Here is a 25,870-nt window from a genome sequence, read left to right as displayed (position 1 = left end):
GCAGTCGGTAGCCCAACTCGGGCATGGAGCGCGCTGTGCGAGAGCTTGATCCCGCTTTCCAAGCCTTCTTTCAGCGCCAAGCCGCTACTGTGCGTCCGGCGCCAGGCTCGCTGCCGCTGAGCGCGGTGCGCGCGGGGTATCGTGCGCAGCGGCAAGGCCTCAATGCGAACCCTCCGGCCGGTATCTCCGTGCGCGACCTAGTGATATCCCGAGACGCCGGACAGCTTGTCGTCCGTCTCTACGATCCTGGTGTGCGAGTCCTGTCCGGCCTGCTCGTATATTTTCATGGTGGAGGGTTCGTCATCGGCGATCTGGAATCGCACGATGCCCATTGTCGAAGGTTGGCAAGTGCGGCGGGCTGCAAAGTCCTCGCAGTGGACTACCGCTTAGCGCCGGAGCACCCGTTCCCAGCGGCCCACGACGATGCGGTATGGGCCACACGCTGGGCATTCGATCATGCCGCCGAACTGGAGATTGATCCCGGGCGAATTGCTGTGGGAGGAGATTCGGCGGGCGGCAATCTGGCCGCCTCTGTTGCGGTCGGCCTGATCGGAGATCCAAGCCGCCGATTGGCGTTCCAGCTTTTGCTCTATCCCGGCCTTTGGCCGGAGGAGGAGACGACGTCGCGGCGGGAGTTGGATGGCCCCGTACTAACCCGTGCGGGACTGGCTTGGTTCGACCAGTGCCTCAAGGCGCAGGGGCACCCCCAAGTTCACAGGCTAAACCTCGAGCGGGCGGACGTCATCGGCGCTCCTCCCGGCTTGATCGTGACCGCCGGTTTCGATCCTCTGAAAGACGAGGGGCGCGACTATGCCGTGCGGCTGCGCGAAGCAGGGGTCGCGGTCCAGCACATCGAGTATCAGAGTTTGCCGCACGACTTCTTCGTCATGGCCGACATTTCGCCGGCTGTTTTTTCGGCTGTCGCTGAGATTGCCGGCATCCTTGAGAGCGCTCTCGCCGACGGCGCTTGCCGACGGTTCAACGACGCGACAGTGGAGAAGTAAACATGCCGATCTACTACCCCGACATCCTCGATCAGGGCACCAAGCCGCGTCCGTTCACCTATACGGACAAGGACGTCATGCTGTACGCCCTTGGCATTGGCATGGGCCGAGATCCTCTGAATCGAGACGAGCTGGCCTTCGTCTATGAGAAAGGCCTGAAGGTCGTGCCCACCGTGGCAACCGTTCTAGCCTCGGGCGCGGGGCGCGGCGAACCATTGCCACGCAGGGAAGGGCATCGGGAGAGTGCGCCGAACTTCCTGATGCTCGTCCACGGCGAACAAAAGGTCGAGTTGCACAAGCCGCTCCCACCGACCGGCACATTTACAATTCAAAGCCGGACGATCGGCGCCTTCGACAAAGGCAAGGACAAGGGCGCCGTTCTGGTCGGCCAGACGATCTGGACAGACGAGACTGGAGCCGAGATTGCTAAGCTAACGAGCTCTAGTTTTTGCCGCGGCGATGGTGGGTTTGGCGGTCCGTCGGAGGGCCAGCCGGAACCCCATGAGATCCCGTCTCGAAAGCCGGACATATCCATCGACTATGAAACACGACCCGACCAAGCGCTGCTCTACCGGCTGAACGGCGACCGTAATCCCCTCCACTCCGATCCGGACAGCGCCAAGCGGTCGGGTTTTCCCCGCCCCATCCTTCACGGTTTGTGTACATATGGCCTGACATGTCGAGCCGTGTTGCAGACAATCGTAGGATATGACTCGGACCGGATAGCAAGCCATCAGGCCCGCTTTTCGGCGCCGGTATTCCCTGGTGACACGGTTACTGTCGATCTGTGGAAGGACGACACCACGGTGTCTTTCGAAGCTCGAGTGAAGGAACGTGGAGCAACAGTCATTAAGAACGGCAAAGCGCTTTTGCGTTCGGCTTGACCTCCACAGGGAGCGCTCGACAACTGAGCGATTCTATCACAGGAGCCAGTAACGAGAGTATCTAACCCGCTCGATGTCTTCGAATCTCTTGGTGACGAAGTCGCCAGCGTAGCAGATTTGCGCTGTTTGGTTGCGTGCGCGGATTCGGGTGCTCTCTCGCGTGCTGCCAAGTTCCTCGATGTCGAGATTTCGACAGTAAGTCGCCGTATCAGCAAACTGGAAGATGAACTCGGTTTGACATTGTTCGAGCGGAACCATAGCGGCATCCGGCTTACCCGAGGCGGCAAGATAGCAGTTGAAAAAGCGCGCCGCATTCTTGCGGACGTGGAAGCGCTTGTGCGAACCAGTCGAAAGCATGCGGGTGGCGCGGAAGGTCAGATAATTCTTGGGGTTCGTGTTCCACCGATTGGAGGGGCTGCACAGGCGCTTCTGAGTTCTTGGCGCTCGGCCTTTCCGGACGTCAGCCTGAAGATAATGGATGGTAACGAACGGGATATTGCGCTGGGACTTGCAGAGCGGCGTCTTGATGTTGCCTTGGTTGGTGGTCACACAATATGGCCGCACGTTGCCGCGTGTCCGCTATTCCGAGAGAAACTCATCGTTGTCATTCCAGGCCAACATCGTCTCGTCGGGCAAGTTTCGGTGAGCTGGGAGGATGTCAGCCGTGAGACCATTCTCGTCCAAGGCTGGCCTGAGAATCAAACTCAACGAGAGTACTACGCAACGCTTGTCAGCAACGCTGCGCATTTCGAAGTTCACCAAGCAAGCAAACAAACAATTCTAGCACTCGTACGGGCGGGCTTTGGAGTCACGCTCGCCACGGAGAGTCAAGTCGAGGGCCAGGCTCCGGGCATCGAATTTAGACCCGTAGAGGAGCCCAATGCTTGGCTCGAATTTGACTTAGTGTGGTTGCCTGAAAGCGAAAATCCAGTTGCGGGTCGCTTTGTGGCGTTCATGCGTGACGAGTCACGCGCCAGAGGATTTGCTTGAAGTTTTCCGCGTTCGTCGCGCTTTGGCAAACCCGCGATCCGTTGCCATGAATCGTTCCAGCATTGGCCCGATCAGTTTTGTGGGTTCCAACGGCTGCTGCCCGGTTTCCTTTGCGTGTGCGTCGGCATAGGCAAGCAGATTGCGATGGACAGCGGCGGGAAGTTCTATAGTGACGCGCACCGGCTTGTCGCTTTCGATTGGTCCTATCCTGAGATTGGCCATTGGGCGCTCCGTCAGTTGTTATAAGGCTCCAGCACTAGGTCGTGTGTGACCAGTACGTTGACCGGAAATCCGGGTCGGATGGTGATTGTGGGCTGTATGTTGAGAGATCGACCCACGATCTGCTCTCCGGTTTGATTTAAGCTCTGCGACGCGCCCTGCCGGATCGCCTGGGCGAGATTGTTTTCGCTATCGCTCGTTCCGGCTTCCGATCCGACGCTAAGAACTGTTGACAGAATCGCCGCCTCGAATAACGTGCCCCAGTGATTGTCCACCTCGTCTTCGAGGCCGGCATAACCTTCCTTGTCGGTGGCTGGCTGGCGCTCAAGTACGATGGACTTTCCGTTCGGCAGGATGAGGCGATTCCAGACGAGAAGCGCACGGGACTGGCCGAAGGTGATCTGTGCGTCGTACTGGCCGATGAGTTTCGCTCCTTGGGCGGTCGGAATCTCGGCCAGCCGGCGTTCCATCAGCGCTTCGCCGGTCGAGACGATCTGGATCACAGCGGCATGACCGCACTCCAGATCGCGCTCGACGGACTTGATAAGAGTCGGTGTCTTCATCGACGTGATCAGATGATTGAAGAAGCGCTGCTTGGCGGATTCGAAGGCCGAGCGCGCCGCGGACTTGGCTTGGCCGTTCAAGGTGCCGCTATCGCTGGTGACGTTGGTGGCCTGCAGCGCGGCGTCGAGATTATTATGAATGACCTGGAAGGCCGCCGCGTAGGCGTCATAGATGCGGGTCTGCTCAGGTGTGAGCTTGTGTTCGACAAGCTCGTATTCGACGCCCTCATAGGAAAGCGAGCGGGCCATGTAGAGTCCGAGCGCCTTCAGATCGCGCGCCAGGACTTCCATGGCGGCGACGCCGCCGGCTTCGATGGCTTCGACGAACTCCGATCGCGTCGCGAAGGGAAAATCCGTGCCGCCCCACAGCCCGAGACGCTGGGCATAAGCGAGATTGTGAACCGTGGTGGCGCCCGTCGCCGAGACATAGACGATGCGGGCATTCGGCAACGCATGTTGCAGGCGCAGGCCCGCGCGTCCCTGTTGGGAGGGCGCGCTGTCGCCGCGCTCAGAGGTCGAGCCCGCGGCATTGGCCATGGCATGAGATTCATCAAACACGATCACGCCGTCGAAATCACACCCCAACCAATCCACGATCTGTTGCACGCGGGAAGCCTTGTCCTCCTTGGCGTCGGAGCGCAGCGTGGCATAGGTGGTGAATAGGATGCCCTGCGCCAAACGGATCGCCGTGCCTTGGCGAAAGCGCGACAGCGGCGTGACCAGCAAACGCTCCTGTCCGAGCGCCGACCAGTCGCGTTGCGCGTCCTCGATCAGCTTGTCGGATTTGGAGATCCACACCGCGCGGGTACGGCCCTGACACCAATTGTCGAGCAGGATGCCCGCGACCTGGCGGCCTTTGCCGGCACCGGTGCCATCGCCCAACATCCAGCCGTGGCGAAAACGGACTGATGCTTCGGCGTCATCGGGTGCCGCCGAGACGACATCGAAAGTCTCGTCCACGGTCCACGCGCCCGCCAGAAACGCGGTTTGCGCGTCGCCCGCATAGATGATGCTTTCGAGCTGGGCGTCGGAAAGAAGGCCGCGTTCGGTGACGATGGACGGCAGTCGCGGGCGATAGGTGGGCTTCGGTGGCGCGACGGATGCCATCGCCGCCGATTGCACGAGCTTCGTCGGATGCGGCGTCGCGCCCGGAATGCGAATGGACTGGAGCGCGTAGCTCTCATATATCGACTCCCCGAGGTGGCCGTGATCGGCTGCGGTCCAGTCGGCAGTCTCATAAGCGAGCTCGACGCCGGTGATTTCGATCGGCGATTGCGAAACCGCGGTGCGGGCCGCAGGCCGACGCACCGCGCCGCGCGCGGCGGACTGCGCGGCGTGTTGCGAGACTGCGACGGGCGTGCGCGCTGGAAGCTCGGCAATCCAGCCGAGCAGCGTCGTGGCGTCAGGAGCCATGCCGCGCGAAGGCGGAATCGCTTGCGGGTCAACCGCCTTGACCTTGTCGATCACGGTAAGGCGCGTGTCAGTCGTCGTGCCATGGCGCGCATAGACACGTCCGTCGATGGCGGCCGAGAACACCACGCGGGCGCGCTCTTGCAGCCGCAAGAACGCGTTGCGCCAGGCAAGGCTGTCGGGCGCGAGACCAGCCCCCGTGATGGCAACGAGGCGCCCGCCATCGGCGAGACGCGCAAGCGCAGAAGCGATGTGACGCATCGCAGCGTCGGCAACGCGCCCATCGACATGGGCCGCGGCCGAGAAAGGTGGGTTCATCAGCACCACGCTCGGCTGCACGGACGCGTCGAGGAAATCGTGGATGTGCGCCGCGTCGTGCTGACTGGTTGCTGCGGCCCGGAATAGGCCGCGCAGCAGCGCGATGCGATTGTCCGCGAACTCGTTGAGCGCGAGATCCGCGCCGAAAAGTTCGGCATAGATCGCGAGCAAGCCCGTGCCGGCGGAGGGTTCGAGGACGAGGTCGGTGGGCGTGATCGCTGCGGCTTGCGCGGCGACAAACGCCAGTGGCAGCGGCGTCGAGAACTGCTGCCACGCCTGGCTCTCTTCGGAGCGGCGCGTATGCGTGGGAAAGAGCGAGGCGATGCGTGTGTGCATCGCGAGTTCGGCGGCGGGAGACGCCGCGCGCGCGCGAATGGCGCTGCCGAATTTGCGCAGGAACAGGATCTGTACGACCTCGCAGACGTCGTAAGCAGACTTCCAGTCCCACAGGCCTTCGGCGTCGGTGCCGCCGAAGGCCGCAGTCATCGCAGTGCGCAATCCGTCGGAGGAAATCGCCTCGCCGCGCGAGACTGTGCCGAGCAATTGCTCGGCAGCGTCGCGGATGATGGGAAACGCATCAGGCTTGGGCATTGCGGCCGCGAGCGCAGCCGCAGGAATCATGGTGTTCATGGGGAAGGCCTTCAGGAGAGCGGAGATGGGCGAACCGGGAGGCGCTCTCTTGAGCCTGCCCGGTTCAAACCCGTTCCGGCCGTCCTCTCACTTTTGCGGGTCGATCGGCAAAAGATGCCAATGCCAACCGCCATTGCCGCCCAGAACCAGAAAGGGGACGACATAGCGGAGCTCGCGGTGGCAGGCCGCGCACCGGCAGTGCGTGCCGCCCGCCTTATCCTTCCAATCATCGATGGCGATGCCGGAGCCTTCGAAGAAGTTCAGCTGGTGCCCGCAGTTGGGACAGGCATTGTTCTGGACCAGGCAGCGCAGGATGTAGCGGCGCTGTTTCTCGATCGGATCGAGATCTCGGCGCGTCGTCGTCAGCAGCTCGGAGTTTTTCATGGCCTGTCTCCGACCATGACCTGCTTCACCATGCGCGCGAGCTTCTCAGGCTCATGCAGAAGGTCGAGCGAGGCGAAGTTGTTCGGACCGCCGACATAGTCTTTGCGGCCATTGCAGGTTCGGATGAGGATTCCGGAGTCGAAGCCGCCAAAGGGTTGGCTTGTCTGGACATAGATACGCTCGGCATGGAGGGTGATCTCGCCGGAGACGGCGATGCCCGCCATGTTCGAGCGCAGATCGTAGCTGCCGGATGGCAGATCGAGGGCCTTGGCGAGAAGCCCGAGTTGGCGGCGCGCGAGGCGATGGAATTCACGCTTGCGGATGTCGTCATAGGCGACGGCCGTTCGGAAGTCGAAGGCGTCTGTCATGGTGTTCTCCAAAGAAAAAGAGCCCGGCACGATGGCCGGGCTCGAGGTAGTCGGGATTGGTGAAGGCGCTATTCGGCGGCTTCGGCCACGGGCTCGTCGGCGAGGAAGGCGGGCAAGGCTTCGGGCTCGCTCGTTTGGGCCACAGGATCGAGAAGCCGAAGCGGTTCTGGTAGCCAGCCGGTGCCGTCGAGTAGCCGCTCGGCTTCCTTGGCCATCTCGCCCTTCTTGAGGTGATCGATCAGCTGGGCCGATTGCTCGCCCTTGGCTTCCCGCACCGCTTCAAGAATGCGCGGCTTGGTCACACGGCCAAGATAGTTCTCGACCGTGGGCTTCCAGCCGACTGCCACCATGTCGAGCCCGACAGCATCGGCAAGCCGGTCGGCTTGTCCGATGCGCCGCTCGATCGTGCCGCGTGACGGACCGGACCCACCCGGGCGATCGGCACGCTCATGCAGCGCCGTGATGCCAAGCGACACGCAATGGGCAAGCAACGCGGCGCGCTTCTCGTCGTCGAGACTGACGATATGGTCCCACAGCGCGTCATCGCCGTCTGGCAATTGAGCCTTCCAGCACTCCTGTCGCGCGGCTATGGCACGCGCCGATGCGCTGTCCTTCAGATCCGGCGCCTGGATGGGCAGATAGACATGCCGAACCGATGCCTCCAGACAGGCGCCGTAGCTTCCGTGGTAGAAGCTGTCGAGACACAGCTTGTACAAAAGCGCCGTCATGGCGACACGAGGATGGCAGGCGACAGCATCCTGCAGCGCTAGGGTGCGGTGGGCGGTGAGTTCGCTGACAAGCCGGTCGGGCAACGGCTTCGCACCGTCTTCTTCTTCGGTGTCCTCTTCCTCGCCGGCGCCGACGGTGATGACGGTGTTATGGGACGAGGAATCTGGCGTGCCTTGCGTCTCGTCTGCTTCGGCCTCGTTCTCGTTGACCTCGTCTGGCACTTCATCCTCGCGTCGGACAAATCCGCGTTCGACGCGCAGGCCGCCGTCGTTGGTCAGGCTGATGAAAACGCCAGCGCGTGCCTTGTCTTCCGGGTTGTAAAGCAGCGGTTGGTTCTCGAACGCTTCGAGCTCGGCTTCGATCTCTCCAAGGTGACGATCGACGTCGTCTGGAAGCTCTTCGGCCTGGGCGTATTGCTCCTCGATCTGCTCGTGCTCGGTGCGCAGAGCCTCACGGCGGCGATAGTCGTCTTCACTCAGGTCCGGAGCCGTGCCAGCGATGCGTTGCATGCCACTGTCGTAGCCATACGGGAAGTTGACCGCGACGTTGATCCACTTCCAGCCTTCGGCTGCGATTTCGGTGGCCGCGGCTTTCAGCTTCTCGGTGACGAGCCGGTCCAGCAGTCCAGGATCCTGCAGCCAGCCGCCGTCGTGCTCGTCGAACAGATCGCGCATGACGATGCCGCCGGCGGCTTCATAGGCTTCGACACCCACGAAACGCGCGCGCCTGTCGGAGGACTCCACGGTATCCTCGGTCAGCATGGCTCGAATGTTATAAGGGTCCGCTTCGTAGATTTGGTCCGCGATGCAGTCCCAGACATGCTCCTGCCGTGCATGGTCTTCGCTGACGGTGAAGGCCATGAGCTGCTCCAGCGTCATGCCGTCCGCGCCATAGATCGCGAGCAGCTTTTCCGACACGCTCGCCAGGCGCTTGCGCTGCTTGACGACCGCGGGCGTGATCTTGAGCCGACCCGCAATGGTCTCATCGCCGAGGCCCTTCGCCGAAAGCTCCTGGATGGCGCGGAATTCGTCGAGCGGATGCAGCGCTTCGCGGAAGGTGTTTTCGGCGAGCGAATCCTCCTCCGCCGAAATCGGATCGTCGGCGCTCTTGACGTTGCAGGGGATCTCGGCGGTCTTCGGCAGGCGCTTCTGCTTGACGAGAATTTCCAGCGCGCGATATCGCCGTCCGCCGGCCGGAATGTCGAACATGTCCGTTTCGGCGCCGGCGTCATCCAACACCGGCCGGACGTTGAGATTGTGAAGTAGTCCGCGGTGGGCGATGTCGTCGGCCAGATCTTCGATCGAGACACCGTTGCTCACGCGGCGGACATTGGCCTGAGACAGAACGAGCTTATTGAAGGGAATGAGCCGCGTGTTGCTCAGCACGAGCTTGGGCTTTGGTTTCGTCATGACGATTTCTCCGAGACGGGCGGCCGAAAGACTCTCTCTCGACCTCCAACCCGTCGCGGAACGCGGCGTCAAATCTCTTCCTTTGCCGATGCCACGCGCGCATTTGTTACGCGCGAATGTCAGGATCGCGTCAGGGACGGAAGCCCGCCAGGGGCGAGACCCGGTACGGGGCGCGCGCGCAGCCGACGGCCCGGCCCGAAGGGCGACGCCACAGCTTGCGCAGCCGTGTCGGCTTGTGGTCGCCATTCCCGGTTTGACTGCTTGCCGGTTCCAATGCTCGAGGACGCGTTTCCGCTCGAGATTATCACGCACTAGCGATCAAAAAACGGATAGACGCGAAAGAACACCATCGTCGTTTCGTCCAGGATGCCAAACACCAGATCATTGAAGAACCATTGCAGCTTTGGATTTCGCGGCCTGACGATGAGTTGCCCGCCGCGACGCGGTGGGTCGTCAGAATAAAGCTTGTCGATAAATGCTGAATCGTCCAGCGACGGATCGACGGTGCGCATGTAGTCATCGCAACGATCCGCAAACATGGTGGCGATCATCGAATGGCCCGAGGTCATCACCGGATTGGCCATGAACGCCTGGCCGGCGGGGATGTCTTTTGCGATGTAGGTGCGCGCGATGCGCGACACCCGCATGTGTTCCGGCGTTCCGAACCGAAACGCGGAATGGTCGGACAAGGCGACAATCCGGAATTCGTCTTCCAGAACCTCGGCGAAGACGAGGATGCCACTGCGTCCCTTGGGATTGCCGGGTCCGGCGACGCCAAGGTGAAAGTGATACAGTCCATCGCGGATCAACACGGCATCGATGTCTTTGCGTTTTGCGGAGGCGCGTGCCCCTGGCATGACGATGCCGGCGGTCTTGGCGAGATCGGACAGATGCGGCATGAGATCCTTGCCCTCCTTCACTTTCTGGAGGAGTGGACGCAAGGCACGCTCAGCAAGCTGGAGATCGACACGCGAGACCCCGCCCGACCACGCGCTAACGCGCCGCGGCTTTGCAGGAATATGCCGCATCCGCCATGTGATGAATGCCAAGATGAGGCGATGGGTGGGCATCGCTTGCATGGTCTGCAACGTGAGTTTGTTGTTGGGCACGCGGGGGGTGATCCGGATAATCTCGTCGCGGAACGCTCGAATGCGCGGCGGATAGGCGACAGAGGCTGCGCTCGGGGCGACGGAGCTCATGTGCCGAAGAGTTCGGCGCGATAGATATCGATAAATTCGGCGCAATCCAGTTCGGTGAGGCGTTCCGCCTGAGCTTCACGCGTGCCGGGATAGAGCTGCCGTTTGGCGGTCTCGAACCGCGCCGTGTTCGGATGGGGACAGGCTCCATAAATTTGGCCCTGCGTGTTGAGTCCATAACTTGTGAGATGCGCCATGTTCGTCGGATGAAACCCGAAACCGAGGAACACAGTTTTCTTGGCGCCAGCGAGCATGTCGCGCATTTTGGCCAACTCGGGTCCATTGTAGGACCGCTCGGTGTAGGTGCGGATGCCCTGGTAGAGCGGCGTCAGAAACGCCGACTCCTTGCCAAACGGCGCGACGGCCGTCGCGCCGAACGGGCAGATGCTGCCGTAGACGTGAACGATCGGAAGATGTTCGACCGCGTAATAGGCGGCACTCCGCTCCATGCCTTGACAGCGCAGTTCGCCGAACAGCATCTGCTCAACGTAACGGTCATAATTGAAAATGACGAAGCCGACGTCTCGGAGCGCCTCGGCGAGGGCGCGGCGCGGCAGTCTTGGCCCGACGTGGCGGGCAATGCGGGCCAGCCATGTGCGGTGTAGTTCGCCGATAGTCGAGAGAAACGCATCATCGTTCGTCGATTTGCGCGCCAAGTGGCTCTCGACCTCTGATTTGAGAATGATGTGGGTGATTGCGATCTTGGCGACTTCCAGCATTTCCGGCTGGTCACTCCATTCGTCCAGCAGATCGTCGATGGAATCCTTTCGCGTGATGGCATAGCGGATTTGATTGGCGGCCCGAATGCGTTTGTCATCCAAGCCGTCTTGCAGCTTTTCTAGCGCTTGGCTGATGGCGCCCGACATGGTCGGCTGATCGCCGCCGAATTCTTCGGCAAGCGCGATCGCAATGCGCTCCGCCAGCTCTGTTCCCACCGGCATGTTGGGACTCATCGCCTTGCTGGCGCCGGCGCCGACGACAAACACGAGCGAAGGGGAGACCGTCATAGTCTGACCTCATCGGCGAGGCTTTCGAGCGACGCCACGGGCGGCGCGTCGGCCAACGGCTTAAGCAACGCGGTGGCAGCCTCCAACGCGTCCGCAGGTGCAATGATGCGCCGTACCCATCGGAGGGCGCGCTTGCCGTCGAATTCCTGAAACACCCAGCACCAATCAACAAGGCGTTGCGGCGGCTGGCCGTGAAGGGAGGTGTTGGAGACAACTTCATCGGCTGGCGGAAACTGCCGGCCAAAAAAGTTCGGGTCCAGCGCCAGCAATCTGTCCACAATAGCCACCGATGGTGTCCGCATCATCTCTTCGTCACGAACCGCGACATTGCCGGCGATCCGCCATTCGCGCTGGCGGTAATATTGGAGGGCGGCATTGTCGCGGCCGTCCGCGGGATAGAAATAGTTGAGGGCACCTTCTAGAAAGGCCGCAAGCTGTTGCGCCGGCGCGAGTCCGAGGGAGAGCGCCCGCAAGGTTTCGCGCGCTTCCTTCACATCGAGATCGAACAGGATGGGTCCGGCGTCGGCTGGGATCGTGATCCCCTGACGGTCTCTGTCCGGTGGTGCGCTCCTGAGGATTGCTTCCATCTGCGCGATACGATCGGTCAGCCGCATCGCATCGATCAGATGGTTCATCAAGGTGCCGCCAAGGCCGCCGGCGTCGCGGCCTTCGCCCGCCTGCGGCACATAGAAGACGGGGATGGCGCCGAGCCGCTTGAGGGTGTCGATGTCGAACTCCAAAGCGAAGGGTCCAAAATCCTTCGCGTGTCCGGCCAGTTCGCTCGGTGCCAATTCGGTGAAGCTGATCCGCCGCTGGACCATCGATTGGCGGCGCGGCGGGGTGCCGTCGGCATGGCTGTATTGCCAGCGTGCGATTTCCGGGGTCATCAAAAGCCCAAAATCGCGGATCAGCTCGAGGATTGTCAGGCCGTGACGATGGCCTTCGGTCTGCGGCCGGCGGGGGAAGCTGTGATAAAAGTAGCGATCTGGTGTCCGAATCTCGGACATGTCTGGCGTTCCTGCGTGTCGGACAGTGTAGACGGCTTAGGCGAGCGTCCATCAACAATCGCCTTGCATTGAGAGTAACATATAGGTTACTATATGAGTGTAATCAAGGTCGTTGAGTATCTCCGCTCGGATGGCTCGAACCCGTTCAAGGCGTGGTTTGACGATCTGAATGCGCAGGCTGCTGCCAAGGTCGCCACAGCGACGTTCCGATTGGAGATGGGCAATACCTCGAACGTAAAATGGATTGGAACGATCGGAGAGTACCGCATCAATTGGGGGCCAGGGTATCGGCTCTATCTGGGCCGCGATGGCGAGGCGCTGATCATTCTGCTGGTGGGTGGCACAAAACGGCGGCAACAGGCCGATATCGAAAAGGCGAAAGTGTTGTTCGCCGAGTACAAAGCCCGAAAGGCGGCAGCAGCCGGGCCAAAGAGCAGGAGATAGCAAGATGGCACTGACACGGGATTTCACAGAAACGGTCAGCGCGCGCGTGGCGCGCGATCCCGCTTTTGCGAAGGCGTTGCTCGATGAAGCGGCAACCCTCTTTCTTAATGGCGATCCGCATGCTGCCCGCTTGATCCTGCGCGATCTGGTGAATGCCTCCGTCGGGTTCGAGGTGCTGGCAGCTGAGACCAAGACGCCGAGCAAGAGTCTGCATCGCATGTTGTCCGAGCGCGGCAACCCTAGCATGGATAACCTAGCAGCTATTTTCGGCGTGGTCCGCAAGCGTCTTGGGGTGGATATTCGAGCGCACGCGGTGAAGGCTGCGTGATCACAAATGTGTCCCTCAACGCCGCTAGCCGCGACCGGAGGACATCGCGAGCGTGCCTGTGAGCTATGATTGCGGAGATGCCGAGTTCGTGTTTCTCCGACAACGCAAAGCACGATGTCATCCGAACTGAGTGGATCAATCGTTGAGCATCCAGCCGTCACCCTCGTTCGTGGATTTGGACCGAACATTCTTTCCGATTGACGGGAAGAAGACCGCGAACGCGGACGAAATTGAAGCCTGGGGCCGTCTGTATGGCACTCAGACTTGGAAGGAATTGCTCAACAGCCAGCGTGTCGTCGTACTTGCTGAAGCCAGCAGCGGAAAAACCGAGGAGTTCCGCAACCAAGTCGCACGCATAAACCAGACAAACGGTTTCGCATTTTTTACCGCTATCGAGGAACTGGCGCGGAAGAAATTCACGACGTTGATCGGGCACGCGGAAAGGCCGCGCTTCCAAGAGTGGAAAGCGCGAGCCGTTCCAGCGTGGTTTTTTTTGGATTCGCTGGACGAAGCGAAGCTCAATCATTTCAGCCTGGAAACCGCACTCAACGAGCTGACAGAAGCGATCGGCGAAGCTCTCGACCGGGCCTACTTAGTGGTATCGAGCCGGGGCACCGATTGGGACGGCGAGGAAGACCTTCAGCGCATTCTTCAGTTCATGCCGCCTGCTGCGTCACCCGCGCCTGAAGAGCTTGATGAAGATCAAGCCCTGACTTCCGCGTTGATTCGTGAGAATCGCCAAGAGAAGAAAAAGCCGAGTGCTGACAGGCCTGCAATCGTGGTTGTCGCCATGGCGCGGCTCTCCAAGGCGCAGCGCGCAACTTATCTTCGAGCTCGAAAGCTGACCGACATTCCGAAGTTCGAGTTGGCGTTGTTTCGCCAAGGCCTGACGCCAATGGCAGAAAGGCCGGGCGATCTCGCCCTTATGGTTGGCTACTGGAAAAAACATGGCCGTTTCGGCTCCCTAAAAGAAATGACCGAGTTCAGCGTGAAGGTCCGACTCTCAGAACGAGACAGTCGCCCCGATTCCGCCCATCTGACTCCGAACAAGGCCCGCCGGGGCGCCGAAAGACTGGCAGCGGCGCTCACGCTCGGACGGCGGTTGACTCTGCTCGTTGGCAGGATCGAGGACGCTGGAGACGACGCGATCGAGCCCGCAGCGGTGCTCCCGGACTGGACGGCCCAGGAGCGAAAGGCACTTCTTAGGAGAGGCATTTTTGCGCCAGCATCGTATGGGCACGTGCGGTTCCACCATCGCTCTGTCGTGGAATACCTAACGGCGTGCTGGTTTGAGCAGCTCTTAAAGGGGCCGCACGAGCCAAACCTGAAGATACTAGAAATTTTTGGCTCGACCGCATTCGGCGTTTCAACGATCCCACCTTCGTATCGGCCGGCCGCCGCGTGGCTGGCACATTCATTTCCGATGCTTCGGCGCTACGCTATTGAGAACGAGCCGCTGACTTTACTCTCGTTCGGAGATCCAGGCAGCTTTTCGTTGGCCGTCCGCGAAGCTGTTCTGACCGAGCTGGCAGTGAAGGGTCGCGACGGCGATGTCGGTGATCATCTGATCGACGCCCAAGCGCTATGGATGTTTGCCGACAAACGGCTGACGACCGCGCTCCGCAAGGCTTGGGCTGTCAACAGCGAGCCGAATTTTCATTTCGAACTGCTTCGTCTGATCGAGCTTGGTGAAATCGGTGGCTGCGAAGACTTGGTTTCCCGCGAAGCGCTCGATCACAGCGCTGTATCGCACAATCGCATTCTGGCGGCTCGGGCGATGCACGCCGTGGGCGATAGGAGAGGTCAGCGAGCGCTTGTCAAAGACCTCCTTGCTAACGCCGCAAAATATAGTCCGCGGTTGACGGCTGAACTCGCAGTCAGCGTCTTTCCGGAATATCTATCTGTGCCGAAGCTCATTCGCATCGTCGAAGCGAGCCCCCCGGGAGAGAGATTCCAGGTAGAAGGATTTGGCTATTCTCTCGATAAGCTGTTTGCGTCTTGCCGGACGGCGACAGAGCGGAAAGGGCTTTTAGCTGGCCTTGTCGGGATCGGAGAGGCAGAACCTCTCGACGAATTCCATCATACGTCGGTAAGGCACGCTGAGCTGTTGAAGCGGTTCGGTCCGCTGCTTTCTTTGGCGATCGCTGCAAGCGATGCCGACGGCATTAGCGAGCCATTGGTAAAGCTGTTGGCGATCGGCGGTCGGAGTGATTTTGAAGAGGACCGAGACTCCGCCTCGCGCGTCATGGACCTCGTCAACGCACGGCCAGCACTGAAGCGCTTGCTGTTTTGGCAGGATGTGCGTGTGTCGTTCAAATATCGTGAAGAGGATCGCGCGCAACCGCGTGTTTGGTGGTTGATCACGCATGGACGACGGCTATGGTCGCTTGATCTGTCTGATCTGTCTTGGTTGGAAAGAGACGCTTGGCAACGGTCGGACTTTGCCGAACGGCGCATGGCGTTTAGCGCGCTCTACTCCATCGTTTCCGCGCGGCCTGACAGCATGCTGAATCTCGATCAGCTTGCAAGCAAGTTTGCCAAAGACGCGGCTCTTATGGCCGATCTTCGGGAGTTTCGAGCGCCCAAGACGGAGAACGAATGGGAAAGGCGACATCGCATCCGCAACGCGGCGGTCGAGGCGGCGCGAGCTGCGGAATTCGCCAAAAATTCCTTAGAAAGGAAGGCATATCGCGCGAAGCTGCAGAAGGACACGACAGTGCTGACAGACGCCGAGCGTCTGAAGAAATGGCCCGGGCCAAGCGATCTTTACACGTTGACACGTTGGCTGGCGATGAAAACCGGAACCGACCTTCGTCGCGCGCCGGCCGAATACGCAAAGTTGGGTGCCGCCTTTGGTCCCGCAGTCCGTGACGCATACGCAGCAGGTATGAAGACCATGTGGCGGGTTACGAAGCCGCGGCGGCCGATTTACACCGCTGATGGACAGTTCACGGAGATGAAAACGTCAATCCTCTCAATCGGCGGCTTGTACCTTGAGTCCGCGGATGCGAATTGGACCAGCGGCATTGGTCCAGACGAGGCAAAGTGCGCGGCGCGGCACGCGATCTTTGCTGACCGTGACGTTCCCGAATGGCTTTCACAGGTCTTGCTGTCGGCCCCCTCGATCATCTCCCCATTGATTATGTCGGAGCTTCGGGCCGAGTGGCACAAGCCGCATAGCGTGCCCACGACATACCTATCGCGGTGTGAGCACAGCTTACAGCTTACCGACGAATTGAAGGCGGGGCTTTGGCGCCTGGTGATTGGCGAGGAAGTGGCCGATCCGGCTCGGGTCACAGGGGTGACCCGGATCATACGCCGCCTCAAGCTCGATGATCGTAAGGTAAAGCGGTTGACGACATTGGTCTGCTCTCGGATTGGCCAGGAGCGGTCTACAGACGCTTGGGAGTGGAGTGCCGCGTACTTGGCCTTGCTCTTCGAACTTGATGTTGAGAAAGCGGTCGATGTTCTCCGGGAGGTTTTGGACAAGCTGCCACCGGAGCTTCGGAAGGAACGCACGGAGGGTTTGTTTGCAAGCTTTTTTGGGATGGCCAGCGGCAAAGTCGCCGGATTGGAAACGTCGAAGCCTGCGACACTCGCGAAGTTGTTGCGGCTCGCGTATCGGAGCGTCTCGCCAGTTCACGACCGGACCCATGAGGGCATCTATTCGTCGGACACTCGCGATGAGGCGCAGGAAGGTCGAGGTCGAATATTGAATGCTTTGTACCGGAATGAGTCAGAAGATGCGTGCCGCTTGATTTCGGAACTGGCGAGCGATCCTGCGATCGGCGGCAGGGGACTTCGATTCCGTCAGTTGGCGCGGGGAATGGCCGAAAGGGCTTCAGAGAAACCAGCTTGGACGGAGGCGGATGTAGTTGCTTTTGAAGAAGCCCTGCAAGGCCCGGTTCGGACTGGCGAAGAGTTGCTGAATCTGGCCTGTGAGCTGATCGATCACATCAACAGCGATATTCGTTTCGGGGATTTTTCCATTCAGCCGCTTTTGGAAAGCGCGGCAGATGAATTCGCTTTACAGAACTGGTTGGCCTATGAGTACAACAGGTCGGCGAACGGGAGATTCACGACCGCCCGTGAAAAGCAGGTGAAAAGCGATAAGCGTCCGGATATTGCACTAACCGCCGCTGTTAGCGGACGCGAGGTCGCCATCGAAATAAAACACGGCGAAATGAATTGGACACTACGAGATCTCCGTGAAGCGCTCAGTAGCCAGCTTGCAGAGGATTACCTCCTGCCTTTATCGCGTCGCCGCGGCTTGTTCGTTATCACGAATCATCGCCTGACACGGTTTTGGAAGAGTGAGGACAAATCGCAGAGACTTCGGTTTGACGAAGTCCTTGGCATTCTCAAAGCAGACGCGCTAGCGCTCACGTCAAATAGCGCAGGCTTTATCCAAGTCGAGGTCCGTGGGATAGACGCCGGAAGTGTTCGAAGAAAGGGAGATGCCCGGCATTCGGATCGACGGCGGAAAGGCAGGAGAGCGAGCGCGGCAAAGCGCGGAGCCACGCAATCGTGACATCACCAGCCGGAAGATGACCGACGGCAGCCGGATGTCACGTGGCCGCCTTTTTTTCCGCCAATTTCTTAGCCTTTGCGGCAATCGTCTGGGTGTCAAAAATACCCGTCAGCACAAACTCCAGCACATCTATGGCGTCGAACAGGTCTTCGTCGGTCACGTCGTCTGTGCCGTGAGTACCGAGATTTCCGATGTTGCGTAGACCCTGCAACTGCTCCTTGTGAGGAGCGCCGGCAGTGAAGACGTCGATCCGCTCCTTTAGGTTCATGCGGTGCATATCGCCATTTTTCAACTTGCGTTCCTTCGGAACTTTTTGGTTATCGAGAAGAGCTTCAACACTAGTGCGCAATCTGGCGACACACGCGGACACATCCGTCCAGTACATGCGGAAGGCGAGTTTAAGTTGCTCGCTCACCTTGCGAGGCACTTTGTCGGAGACGCGAAAAAGGGGTGGCGCCGGGAAGACCGCTTGGATGTGCAGCACGTCTTCTAGCCCGTGCTCAACGCGTCCGCCGGGCAATGCGATTTCAGCTTCCACAGTTTCGGTATCGCCGATCATGTGGACGATTTCACCGCATGCAGTTTCGTCACAACGTAGTGTCGCTGACCAGCGCTCGACAGTGTTGTCAGGTTCCCAATCGTCGGTGGCCCGATAGTCGGACGAGTATTTCGGCTCCAAAATAGCGAGCCCGTCCGCCACCAGCTTAAGCTTGCCAGTCATGCAGCAAGGGCACGGAAGCCCAGGGAGATCCGCTCGTGAGGTCAGGCGATGCCAAGTTGGTCGATTGACGGGCATGAGGCGAAGCCTTCTGTCGCGCTACGTATGTTCACAGTCTTCAGGATCGTAGCGAGTTGCAGCGAGCATTGCGCTGGGGCGGCGGCCAGCCGGGAGGTGCACGCGGATTGGCGTGGGCTCACCCGTCACCCTGCCACAGGTGCAGGTGCTTGCGGACCCAATTCTTGAATAAATCGGCTCGCGTGCAATACGGATACGCCATAGTTATTTCCGGCTGGAACGATACCCGCGCCCATGGCCGAGGCCATGGGCATCTGCCGGCAGTATGTCAGTATAAGTCTACCGGGTTTGCCATCAGCCGGCACGGCTTTGACTCGAGAGATACCGACGAAAAATAGACGCCTCTGTTCCTCGATAGCCGCCAAGGCATCGGCGTGCGGTGTGCCTGGCTCTGGCTGCTTAGGTAAAAGACCCTCTACACAACCCGCTATAATAGTGACAGGTGCGCTAAGGCCTTTGCTTTTGTGCAAGCTCATAACGCGAACGTCGGTAATTTCCGTCGGAATTTCGGGCTGAGTAATCGCCTCGATAAGCGACGACAAAAGGCCCGCCCGATCTCCTTCATCAATGTCATCCAATGCGAGCAGGCTCAAACTTCTGATATCGCGAAATGCGTCATTTCCGGCTGGAAACAGCGCATCGACAACTTCCAGAAGACTGCCGAGCGCTTCAAGTTGCGCCAGCTCAGCCAACAGAGCGTCGAACGCGGTGATGATCCCCCCAGTGTATGGAAGATTGAGCTGTCCCTGACTGAGCTGCATCAACACATCCCAAGGTGTGGCACCGTTAGCTTCGCAGTAATCGCGAACGCGCCGATAACCCGCTGCATTCCAGTTGTTTCCAGGAAGCCCGACGAGCCAACGCAAGGCAACCCGGTCGGTGCGATCCACGAACAGCTTGAGCAATGAAAAGCGCCGCTGAGCCTCGATGTCATCAAGTTCAGCCTCCGCATAATGAGACCGCACCGGAACACCCATGGCCAAAAGGGCTTCATAAATGGGCGTTCCAATAACGCTGCGTTGAGCCAAGATCAAAATATCGCCGGCCAACGTGCCCGCAGCGACCAAATCACGGACCAGGGTAGCGACGCCCGCGACTTCGGCATCCAGCGTTTGATATTGAATAATTCTGACGTCGCCTTGTCCATTAGCGGCGAGCGGGACTAGCGTGCGCTGGGCACGGCCTACGTTGTGCTGAATCAGACTATTCGCCAGAGCAACGACGCGTGTTGGGCACCGACGGCATTCACTCAAGTTTAAGTCCGAGGCTCCGGCGTGCGTTACCAGCCACTCGCGGATGCCTTCCGGGTGGGCGTGTTTGAAGCTGTAGATGGACTGATCATCATCGCCCACTATGCACACGGCCGCGTTGTCCGACAGAAGCTCAACAACCCCCTGTTCGGCACGATTCAGGTCTTGAAATTCATCGACGATGATATGCAAGAATTCGGAACGCTCGGCCGCGCCAGGATTCGATCGCAGATACTGGTAAAGTTGCGGGATGACCTCGCCGATCAACATCGCATGGTGGAAGCGCAACCACGCCACGATTGACGCCGCGAAAGCAATGTCATCCGGGGTCATGACAAACCCCGGATCTTCGTGTTGCAGGCGAGACCAAGCGGCCTCGTACGCCTGCTTCTTCTTCTTTATTTCACGTTTTCCGCCGTGACCCGCCATCAAATCGCTTATGAGCGGTTCTAATTCAAACTCATTGAGTGGCCTTGCGATCCGGCCGGTGGCCGCAAGAACGTGATTTCGCATCAACATCTTTAGGGCGAGGCTGTGCAGCGTGACACCATTCAGTTGGTCGCAGCCGGGCGCGCCCATACCGACAAGTTCGCGATGAAGATCTTCCGCCGCGATTCTTGTGAATGTCACGGGTAGTATCCGGGCGGGGGCTACCCCTTCCTCCAACAGCCTAGCGACTCGCCTTTTCATGGCGAAGGACTTGCCCGTGCCGGGTCCGGCCACAACCCGGACTCTGCCGTTCGGCGAACCAGCGATCTGATAAGGCTGTGAACCAATTACGAGGCCATCGAGCCAGGACATATCGAAATCCTTACAATATTCCAGTGGGTTAATATGCCCATTAGGGAGCGCTCGGACACGGCACCCGTCAAGGTCGCTCATACAACCCCTGCGGGCTTGCCCCGCTGATATAAGATAATCGCGATCTTGCCGCGACTTGAGTCTTGGAAATGACTGACCAATTTCAGCTCGTCACAAAATTTTGCCCTAGGCCCCAGCAGTTCGCTTGGTTTCTAGGCGCGGGCACATCGGCCGTCGCAGGATTACCGACGGCGACCGATGTGATTTGGGATCTGAAGCGGAGGTTCTACGGTCGTGAAGAAAATCAAGATCTGCAGGTCTCCGACATGCAGGTCCCGGCTATCCAGGAACGTGTGCAAGCGTTTATGGAGTCTCGCGGCTTTCCACCTATCGGAGATCCATCCGAATATTGCCGGTATTTCGAATTGATCTTTGGTGACGACAAAGAGAGGCAGCGCCAATATCTGATGGCGTTCCTCTCTGAGAAAAAAGTGACGCTGTCTGTTGGGAACCGTGTTCTTGCAGGAATGATGGCCAGCGGCTTTGCCCGCGCAACGTTCACCACGAACTTCGATTCAGTTGTAGAGCGCGCCTATGCAGAAATCAGCGGGCAATCCATCAGTGCATACCATTTGGAAGGGAGCGCAAACGCCAATCAAGCACTAAACAACGAGGAATTTCCCCTCTATTGCAAGCTCCACGGCGATTTCCGCTTCGACAGCATAAAAAATTTGGCAGCGGACCTAAGCTTCCAAAATGTTGAGCTTGGTAAGACTCTAACAAACGCCGCAAACCGTTTCGGTTTTGTGATTGCAGGATACAGTGGCCGTGATGAGAGCGTGATGAAATTGTTTCAGCAGGCTTTGGCCGGCGCGAACCCATTTCCTCATGGTCTTTTTTGGACGGGGCGAAAAGGATCCACTGTGCTGCCGGGCGTGCTTGAATTGATCCAGCAAGCCCAAGCAAAGGGGATCGAGGCTGAGTACGTCGAAGTCGATACCTTCGATGCCCTCATGTTGCGCCTCTGGCGAAATCTGGACAATAAAATCCCGGAGTACGACGCGAAGGTACGGAAGACAGGGCAGGCGTCGGTGTCCATTCCGCTTCCTCCTCCTGGCAAAGGCGAGATTGTGCGATTAAACGCACTGCCAATCTTGGAACTGCCAAAGACCTGTCTTGCCGTCGAATTTTCGGGCCAAAAGGAATGGTCGGATTTGCGTGCGGCCAGCATCGCGGCGGAAGGCGCTTTGATATTTACGAAAACGGATACGGTGCTTTGTTGGGGAGCGGCCTCTACAGTACGTGAACATTTCTCTGATGTTGTCAGTATTGAAGAATATGATCTTGGTCCACGCATAGCGGACCTAGACAATAATCTTCAGGTAAAGGGATTTCTTGAAGAAGCGCTCACCCGTGCGCTCGCTCAAGATCGACCTTTGATCGCAAGAACGACGAAGTCTGGCTCCAGTCTAGTCGCTGATGCGCACCACACAAATCAGGGTGCGTTCACGGCGTTGCATGAACAAACTGGCAAGGTCTTTGGCCGCATCGTCGGTTTGATGACGCCTATCGACGAGCAACATCCAGAACCCAAAGAAGTACATTATGCCGAGTCAGTTCGTATCAGTGCGGACGTTGTAGCTGGGCAAGCTTGGCTTGTCCTTGATCCTGACATCTGGATTTGGCCGCCATGGGCCAAGCGGCAAGCGACCGAATTTCTCGATAAGCGGCGTGCGAATCGCTTCAATAAGCTCTACGCAGCTCTGCTAGATGCGTGGGTGGGCATAATCAAGGGGGATGAAACCAACAAAAGCGAGATTGCCATCACCCCATTTGGCAGGGGCAGCGCGGCGGAGAATCCCGTGTTCCGCATCGGCCTTGGAGAGACCCAAACCCGGAGGCGAGCCGGATGACCGTCAGTGAGTTTCCAGGCTACTCGGCCATTCCAGAGCCAGAGCTTTTGTTTGCTCAAAACGGGCGCGATAGGCATCCGCTACGCGGGCTTATCAAATACGGACCGTTCAGTCTCAAATATGGTTCTCCATCACGCTTACGGATGGCGGTTCTAGCGCCCAGCGCAAATGTGCGACAGGTCCAGCGACTGGTCTTGGAGCTTGCGTCGCCTGCTAAAACAGTCGAGGTACCAGCATACTATCCCGATTATCCTGGATTTGAAGCGGTGTTTCGCATTCCGGTGGCGCCGCTGGATCCTGCCCTCACGTTCGCATTTCCGGCAGAGCTGGATCAGTTCGCAGCAGCGCAAGATAAACTTAAACTGGCGCAAGCTCTTTTCCAGTGCATCTCGAAATTATCGGCCGTGCTTCATTCGTTCGATGTGGCGCTAATCTATCTTCCGCCTTCTTGGGCCGCTTGTTTCGAGGACACGGGATTTGATTTTCACGATTATCTGAAGGCGTTTTGTGCGCCTTCGATGATTTCGGTTCAATTGCTCAGACAAAGCAGCTTTGATCGCAAATGCCGGTCCAACGTTATGTGGGGACTGAGCGTGGCGCTATATGCGAAAGCGGGCGGCATTCCTTGGAAGCTCACCGGGCTCAACCGGGACGAAGCGTTCATCGGCATCAGTTATGCGATGAAACGCCTCTCTACAGGGATGGAATACAGCACGTGCTGTAGCCAAGTGTTCGATCCCGATGGCACCGGATTTCGCTTCGTCGCATATGACGCGCGTGAGTTTACTCAGGATAAGGCGAAAAACCCCTACCTCTCCTATTACGAAATGCAATCGGTTCTTTCGCGGAGCTTGGAAATCTACCAACGGGGATATTCAGGAAAGCTACCGCGAAAGGTTACGGTTCATAAAAATACACCGTTCCGGGAAGAGGAAATCTTGGGGGCATTGGACAGTGTGCGAGACGGCACCGAGGTCGAGCTCGTCCAACTTGTCAAAAGTGTCAGCTGGAAGGGCGTTCGTTATAAGGGCAACGAGCCTTTTGGGTATCCCGTTACGCGGGGAACATACTTGCCAATTGATGCGAATGAGGCGCTGCTTTGGACTCAAGGATCGGTGAAAGGAGTCAATCTCAAAAGCGACAACTATGACGTCTATAAAGAGGGCGGCTTAAAGCCCACCCCGTCGCCCATTCTCGTTCGCCGGTTTACCGGGTCCGGCGGTTGGCACGACACCTGTTCCGGCATCATTGGGCTCACTAGAATGGATTGGAACAACAATACCCTCTATAAGAAGCTGCCGGTAACGCTTGTCTATTCGAAAGCTTTCGCCGACATTATTCAGCAAAATCCGGAGATCGTCGATAATGTCTTCGACTTCCGGAATTTCATGTGACGAATTTGCGGGTGGCTGGCTCCGGCGTCGGCGTCATGAAAAATGGTCGTGCTAACGGATTCGAATGCCAACGTGGCCTTCCGGTGAGATTGCAATACGGCCTAGCTATATCTGAGAGGTACGAGTAGGTACGGTAAGAAATTAAGTCGTTGATATTGTTCTGAATGATATTCAACGCGATTGAACGAGGAAGTCAGGTTTTCCTTGGTTTTTTGGTTAGATTCTTTGCGCTCATAACGGTCTGGTCGCAGGTTCGAGTCCTGCCGGGCCCACCACCCATTCTCATACTAACCGGCTCTCTTCGGCCGGCATCGGAAGTGTCCGACATTCCGGGCGCTTAGCGGGATTGTGCAGCACAACACGGGCCGAATTCGCCCGCCAGTTTGGCTGTCCATGAGAAAACGACGCCAAATTCTCTGCCGACAAATTCGCTCTTCCGTTCAGCGTCCATTCGGAAGAACCATCGCCGGCCGACGCCGGAGCGGTGAGACCGGTTAGCATCCGCGGGCATCTGCAATGGGGAGCGACGCTCGGCGGATCGGGATCTACAAGCCGAGGATTTGGCGTTGCTGCTTCCATGAGTGAGGCAGATCCGCCGTCAGACGCGATATGCTCAGGTCTGGACGGACCGCATTCCCGATGATTGCCGCGATGATGTCTGGAGCGAGAAAGGCGAGCGGCAGCGTGACGCGCACATACCGCGCGCTGCAACCTTCGCGCTGAGCGATAGCCTCTGTCCCTGAGATGTGGCCGTCGGCCAGTTCCTCTGCTCAGACGCGAGCCTTCGCTACGCCAAGTAATAGTGTCCACCTGCTGTCAGAGCGCATGCTGATCGGATCATTGGACTCGCCTGTCCTGATGATTTCGCGGCGGGGTTTGCGATTGTTGACATAGAGCCGCGCCGCGATTGGTTCCGATGCCAGTTCGAGGCTGGGACACTCGAACTCGATGGACACGCTGTGCTTGGAGACGGCGACGCGCTTCACACGGGTCACAATAAGCGGCTGGCCATCCGGCTCCGTCTCTGACGGGCTGGAATCGGCTATATAGTGAGCGGGCCTTCGACGGCTTATCCGGGAAGCGGCGCAGCAAATCCCTTTGCTCTTTGGCCGCTGGGTCATCACAGTGTTGCAACAGGTCCGTTGGGGGATGAAGATGGAAGGCGATTGGGCTCTTCGGCTTATGAATGAGATGCTGTGGAACGTCATGGTCGTGGCGGGGCCGGTCCTGCTCGCCGCGCTCGCCACTGGCCTTCTCATCAGTGTCCTCCAAGTCGCAACCCAGCTGCAGGAAATGACCCTCAGCTACGTGCCGAAATTGTTCGTTTCCGCAACCGTGCTTCTGTTGCTGGGCGCCTGGATGATGCATCGCATCACGCAATTCGCGATCGAGATGGTCGCCCTCATCCCCAGCTTGAATTGACGTCTATGACGCAGGCGGCTCTGACCCACTGGATCATCGCAAGCCTGTTGCTGGGATTGCGCGTGGCCCCTGTTTTCACCTTCGCGCCGCCCTTCGATCTCGTCCGCATTCCCCGCCTGTTCCGGGTACTCTTCGGGCTCGGACTATCGATATGCCTGGTTTCCGCTTTTCCGGAAGCGACCGATCTAACCGATTTGAGCCTCCATGGTTTGGTGTTCGCCGCCGTCCGGGAATTGCTGCTGGGCACAATGTTTGTCCTCGCCTTTCAAATCGCATTCGGCGCGCTTTATTTCGCCGGACGCACTCTCGATATCCAGGCGGGTTTCGGCATCGCGCTTCTGATCGACCCTGCGACCCAGGGCCAGACGCCGCTGGCCGGAATGCTCTTCGCCTATGCGGCAGGTGCCGTCTTCTTCGCGGTCGATGGCCATATCGAGTTGCTGCGCGTGTTCGGAGCCTCGCTGCACGCCGTTCCTCTTGGTACCTGGAGCATGCCCGACTCGATCGCGCGGGTTGCCGCCTTCATGGCGCTGATGTTCACCGACGCACTCGGTGTGGCGGGGGCGACCATGCTTGTCCTGTTTCTCATAGACGTGACGATCGCACTGTTGTCGCGGACCGTGCCGCAAATGAACGTTCTCATCCTTGGCTTCCAGGTGAAAACGATCGCCTTTCTGCTCGTGCTGCCGGTCTCCTTCGGTCTTGCCGGCGCGTTGCTCCTGCGCCTGATGGCGGCCACCCTGGAAAACCTGCCGCGAATACTCTGACCCTCCCGTCGGTCGGTCCTTTGCGAGAGTTTTCGCGCGACAATTCGACTTCGTGACGTTTCCCGCTTCCCAAGTCCGGCGCAGACGTACAAAGTAATCGCAGCTG

At 58.9% G+C, this 25,870-nt stretch carries 20 protein-coding genes; 9 read left to right on the top strand and 11 right to left on the bottom strand.

Features of this window, described 5'->3' with window-relative positions:
• Window positions 1-23 precede the first annotated feature (23 nt).
• Window positions 24-1,004, top strand: coding sequence for an alpha/beta hydrolase (locus tag WDN01_14420; GenBank protein ID MEJ0027220.1), 981 nt, complete (start codon window positions 24-26; stop codon window positions 1,002-1,004).
• Window positions 1,005-1,006: 2 nt separating this feature from the next.
• Window positions 1,007-1,888: a MaoC/PaaZ C-terminal domain-containing protein gene (locus WDN01_14415; GenBank protein MEJ0027219.1), complete on the top strand. Its 882-nt coding sequence runs from the start codon at window positions 1,007-1,009 to the stop codon at window positions 1,886-1,888.
• Between the two features lie 36 nt (window positions 1,889-1,924).
• Here WDN01_14415 and WDN01_14410 read toward each other — a convergent pair whose 3' ends face one another.
• From WDN01_14410 to WDN01_14370, 9 genes are all read right to left on the bottom strand, one after another.
• Window positions 1,925-2,437: a hypothetical protein gene (locus tag WDN01_14410; protein MEJ0027218.1), complete on the bottom strand. Its 513-nt coding sequence runs from the start codon at window positions 2,435-2,437 to the stop codon at window positions 1,925-1,927.
• A 417-nt stretch (window positions 2,438-2,854) separates the two neighbouring features.
• The gene (locus WDN01_14405) at window positions 2,855-3,100 is read right to left on the bottom strand and encodes a DUF2274 domain-containing protein (GenBank protein ID MEJ0027217.1); all 246 of its coding nucleotides are present in this window, start codon (window positions 3,098-3,100) and stop codon (window positions 2,855-2,857) included.
• Window positions 3,101-3,111: 11 nt separating this feature from the next.
• The gene (locus tag WDN01_14400; protein MEJ0027216.1) at window positions 3,112-6,018 is read right to left on the bottom strand and encodes a strawberry notch family protein; all 2,907 of its coding nucleotides are present in this window, start codon (window positions 6,016-6,018) and stop codon (window positions 3,112-3,114) included.
• Between the two features lie 87 nt (window positions 6,019-6,105).
• Window positions 6,106-6,402 carry a hypothetical protein gene (locus WDN01_14395; protein MEJ0027215.1) on the bottom strand — a complete coding sequence of 99 codons (297 nt, stop codon included), beginning with the start codon at window positions 6,400-6,402 and terminating at the stop codon, window positions 6,106-6,108.
• On the bottom strand, window positions 6,399-6,770 hold the full coding sequence (locus WDN01_14390; GenBank protein MEJ0027214.1) for a hypothetical protein: 372 nt from the start codon (window positions 6,768-6,770) through the stop codon (window positions 6,399-6,401). Before WDN01_14390 ends, WDN01_14395 begins: the two co-directional genes overlap by 4 nt.
• Window positions 6,771-6,838: 68 nt before the next feature.
• Window positions 6,839-8,908 (bottom strand): ParB/RepB/Spo0J family partition protein, encoded by a 2,070-nt coding sequence (locus WDN01_14385; GenBank protein MEJ0027213.1) that lies wholly within the window; start codon window positions 8,906-8,908, stop codon window positions 6,839-6,841.
• A gap of 311 nt (window positions 8,909-9,219) precedes the next feature.
• Complete coding sequence (locus WDN01_14380; protein MEJ0027212.1) at window positions 9,220-10,107, bottom strand: hypothetical protein; 888 nt, start codon at window positions 10,105-10,107, stop codon at window positions 9,220-9,222.
• Window positions 10,104-11,111, bottom strand: a complete 1,008-nt coding sequence (locus WDN01_14375; protein MEJ0027211.1) for a hypothetical protein — start codon at window positions 11,109-11,111, stop codon at window positions 10,104-10,106. Before WDN01_14375 ends, WDN01_14380 begins: the two co-directional genes overlap by 4 nt.
• Window positions 11,108-12,118 carry a hypothetical protein gene (locus WDN01_14370; GenBank protein MEJ0027210.1) on the bottom strand — a complete coding sequence of 337 codons (1,011 nt, stop codon included), beginning with the start codon at window positions 12,116-12,118 and terminating at the stop codon, window positions 11,108-11,110. The genes WDN01_14375 and WDN01_14370 overlap by 4 nt, the downstream gene beginning before the upstream one ends.
• A 93-nt stretch (window positions 12,119-12,211) precedes the next feature.
• On the opposite strand from WDN01_14370, the gene WDN01_14365 reads away from it, so the two are divergent.
• From WDN01_14365 to WDN01_14355, 3 genes are all read left to right on the top strand, one after another.
• On the top strand, window positions 12,212-12,562 hold the full coding sequence (locus WDN01_14365; GenBank protein ID MEJ0027209.1) for a type II toxin-antitoxin system RelE/ParE family toxin: 351 nt from the start codon (window positions 12,212-12,214) through the stop codon (window positions 12,560-12,562).
• Between the two features lie 4 nt (window positions 12,563-12,566).
• Window positions 12,567-12,890, top strand: coding sequence for a transcriptional regulator (locus WDN01_14360; protein ID MEJ0027208.1), 324 nt, complete (start codon window positions 12,567-12,569; stop codon window positions 12,888-12,890).
• Window positions 12,891-13,032: 142 nt separating this feature from the next.
• The gene (locus WDN01_14355) at window positions 13,033-17,421 is read left to right on the top strand and encodes a hypothetical protein (GenBank protein ID MEJ0027207.1); all 4,389 of its coding nucleotides are present in this window, start codon (window positions 13,033-13,035) and stop codon (window positions 17,419-17,421) included.
• A gap of 37 nt (window positions 17,422-17,458) precedes the next feature.
• On the opposite strand, the gene WDN01_14350 is transcribed toward WDN01_14355, so the two are convergent.
• Window positions 17,459-18,142, bottom strand: coding sequence for a DUF4145 domain-containing protein (locus tag WDN01_14350; protein MEJ0027206.1), 684 nt, complete (start codon window positions 18,140-18,142; stop codon window positions 17,459-17,461).
• A gap of 200 nt (window positions 18,143-18,342) precedes the next feature.
• A complete protein-coding gene (locus WDN01_14345) occupies window positions 18,343-20,268 on the bottom strand; it encodes an ATP-dependent helicase (protein ID MEJ0027205.1) in 1,926 nt (641 codons plus the stop codon).
• Between the two features lie 149 nt (window positions 20,269-20,417).
• Between WDN01_14345 and WDN01_14340 the strand changes: the two genes are divergently transcribed.
• From WDN01_14340 to WDN01_14325, 4 genes are all read left to right on the top strand, one after another.
• Window positions 20,418-22,181: an SIR2 family protein gene (locus WDN01_14340; protein ID MEJ0027204.1), complete on the top strand. Its 1,764-nt coding sequence runs from the start codon at window positions 20,418-20,420 to the stop codon at window positions 22,179-22,181.
• The gene (locus WDN01_14335) at window positions 22,178-23,575 is read left to right on the top strand and encodes a hypothetical protein (protein ID MEJ0027203.1); all 1,398 of its coding nucleotides are present in this window, start codon (window positions 22,178-22,180) and stop codon (window positions 23,573-23,575) included. Before WDN01_14340 ends, WDN01_14335 begins: the two co-directional genes overlap by 4 nt.
• A gap of 1,155 nt (window positions 23,576-24,730) precedes the next feature.
• Window positions 24,731-24,997, top strand: coding sequence for a flagellar biosynthetic protein FliQ (locus tag WDN01_14330; GenBank protein ID MEJ0027202.1), 267 nt, complete (start codon window positions 24,731-24,733; stop codon window positions 24,995-24,997).
• Between the two features lie 5 nt (window positions 24,998-25,002).
• The gene (locus WDN01_14325) at window positions 25,003-25,764 is read left to right on the top strand and encodes a flagellar biosynthetic protein FliR (protein MEJ0027201.1); all 762 of its coding nucleotides are present in this window, start codon (window positions 25,003-25,005) and stop codon (window positions 25,762-25,764) included.
• Window positions 25,765-25,870: the final 106 nt, after the last annotated feature.

It is taken from the genome of Rhizomicrobium sp., from assembly GCA_037200985.1.
Classification (GTDB): Bacteria; Pseudomonadota; Alphaproteobacteria; order Micropepsales; family Micropepsaceae; genus Rhizomicrobium.
This window is presented reverse-complemented; position numbering and strand designations above follow the sequence as displayed.

Excerpts from the sequence above, each read along its gene's own strand:
- WDN01_14420 (MEJ0027220.1), top strand. The coding sequence starts at position 24 with ATGGAGCGCGCTGTGCGAGAGCTTGATCCCGCTTTCCAAGCCTTCTTT.
- WDN01_14400 (MEJ0027216.1), bottom strand. The coding sequence starts at position 6,018 with ATGAACACCATGATTCCTGCGGCTGCGCTCGCGGCCGCAATGCCCAAG.
- WDN01_14350 (MEJ0027206.1), bottom strand. The coding sequence starts at position 18,142 with ATGACTGGCAAGCTTAAGCTGGTGGCGGACGGGCTCGCTATTTTGGAG.
- WDN01_14405 (MEJ0027217.1), bottom strand. The coding sequence starts at position 3,100 with ATGGCCAATCTCAGGATAGGACCAATCGAAAGCGACAAGCCGGTGCGC.
- WDN01_14325 (MEJ0027201.1), top strand. The coding sequence starts at position 25,003 with ATGACGCAGGCGGCTCTGACCCACTGGATCATCGCAAGCCTGTTGCTG.
- WDN01_14335 (MEJ0027203.1), top strand. The coding sequence starts at position 22,178 with ATGACCGTCAGTGAGTTTCCAGGCTACTCGGCCATTCCAGAGCCAGAG.
- WDN01_14345 (MEJ0027205.1), bottom strand. The coding sequence starts at position 20,268 with ATGTCCTGGCTCGATGGCCTCGTAATTGGTTCACAGCCTTATCAGATC.
- WDN01_14415 (MEJ0027219.1), top strand. The coding sequence starts at position 1,007 with ATGCCGATCTACTACCCCGACATCCTCGATCAGGGCACCAAGCCGCGT.
- WDN01_14360 (MEJ0027208.1), top strand. The coding sequence starts at position 12,567 with ATGGCACTGACACGGGATTTCACAGAAACGGTCAGCGCGCGCGTGGCG.
- WDN01_14330 (MEJ0027202.1), top strand. The coding sequence starts at position 24,731 with ATGGAAGGCGATTGGGCTCTTCGGCTTATGAATGAGATGCTGTGGAAC.
- WDN01_14340 (MEJ0027204.1), top strand. The coding sequence starts at position 20,418 with ATGACTGACCAATTTCAGCTCGTCACAAAATTTTGCCCTAGGCCCCAG.
- WDN01_14370 (MEJ0027210.1), bottom strand. The coding sequence starts at position 12,118 with ATGTCCGAGATTCGGACACCAGATCGCTACTTTTATCACAGCTTCCCC.
- WDN01_14385 (MEJ0027213.1), bottom strand. The coding sequence starts at position 8,908 with ATGACGAAACCAAAGCCCAAGCTCGTGCTGAGCAACACGCGGCTCATT.
- WDN01_14375 (MEJ0027211.1), bottom strand. The coding sequence starts at position 11,111 with ATGACGGTCTCCCCTTCGCTCGTGTTTGTCGTCGGCGCCGGCGCCAGC.
- WDN01_14390 (MEJ0027214.1), bottom strand. The coding sequence starts at position 6,770 with ATGACAGACGCCTTCGACTTCCGAACGGCCGTCGCCTATGACGACATC.
- WDN01_14380 (MEJ0027212.1), bottom strand. The coding sequence starts at position 10,107 with ATGAGCTCCGTCGCCCCGAGCGCAGCCTCTGTCGCCTATCCGCCGCGC.
- WDN01_14365 (MEJ0027209.1), top strand. The coding sequence starts at position 12,212 with ATGAGTGTAATCAAGGTCGTTGAGTATCTCCGCTCGGATGGCTCGAAC.
- WDN01_14395 (MEJ0027215.1), bottom strand. The coding sequence starts at position 6,402 with ATGAAAAACTCCGAGCTGCTGACGACGACGCGCCGAGATCTCGATCCG.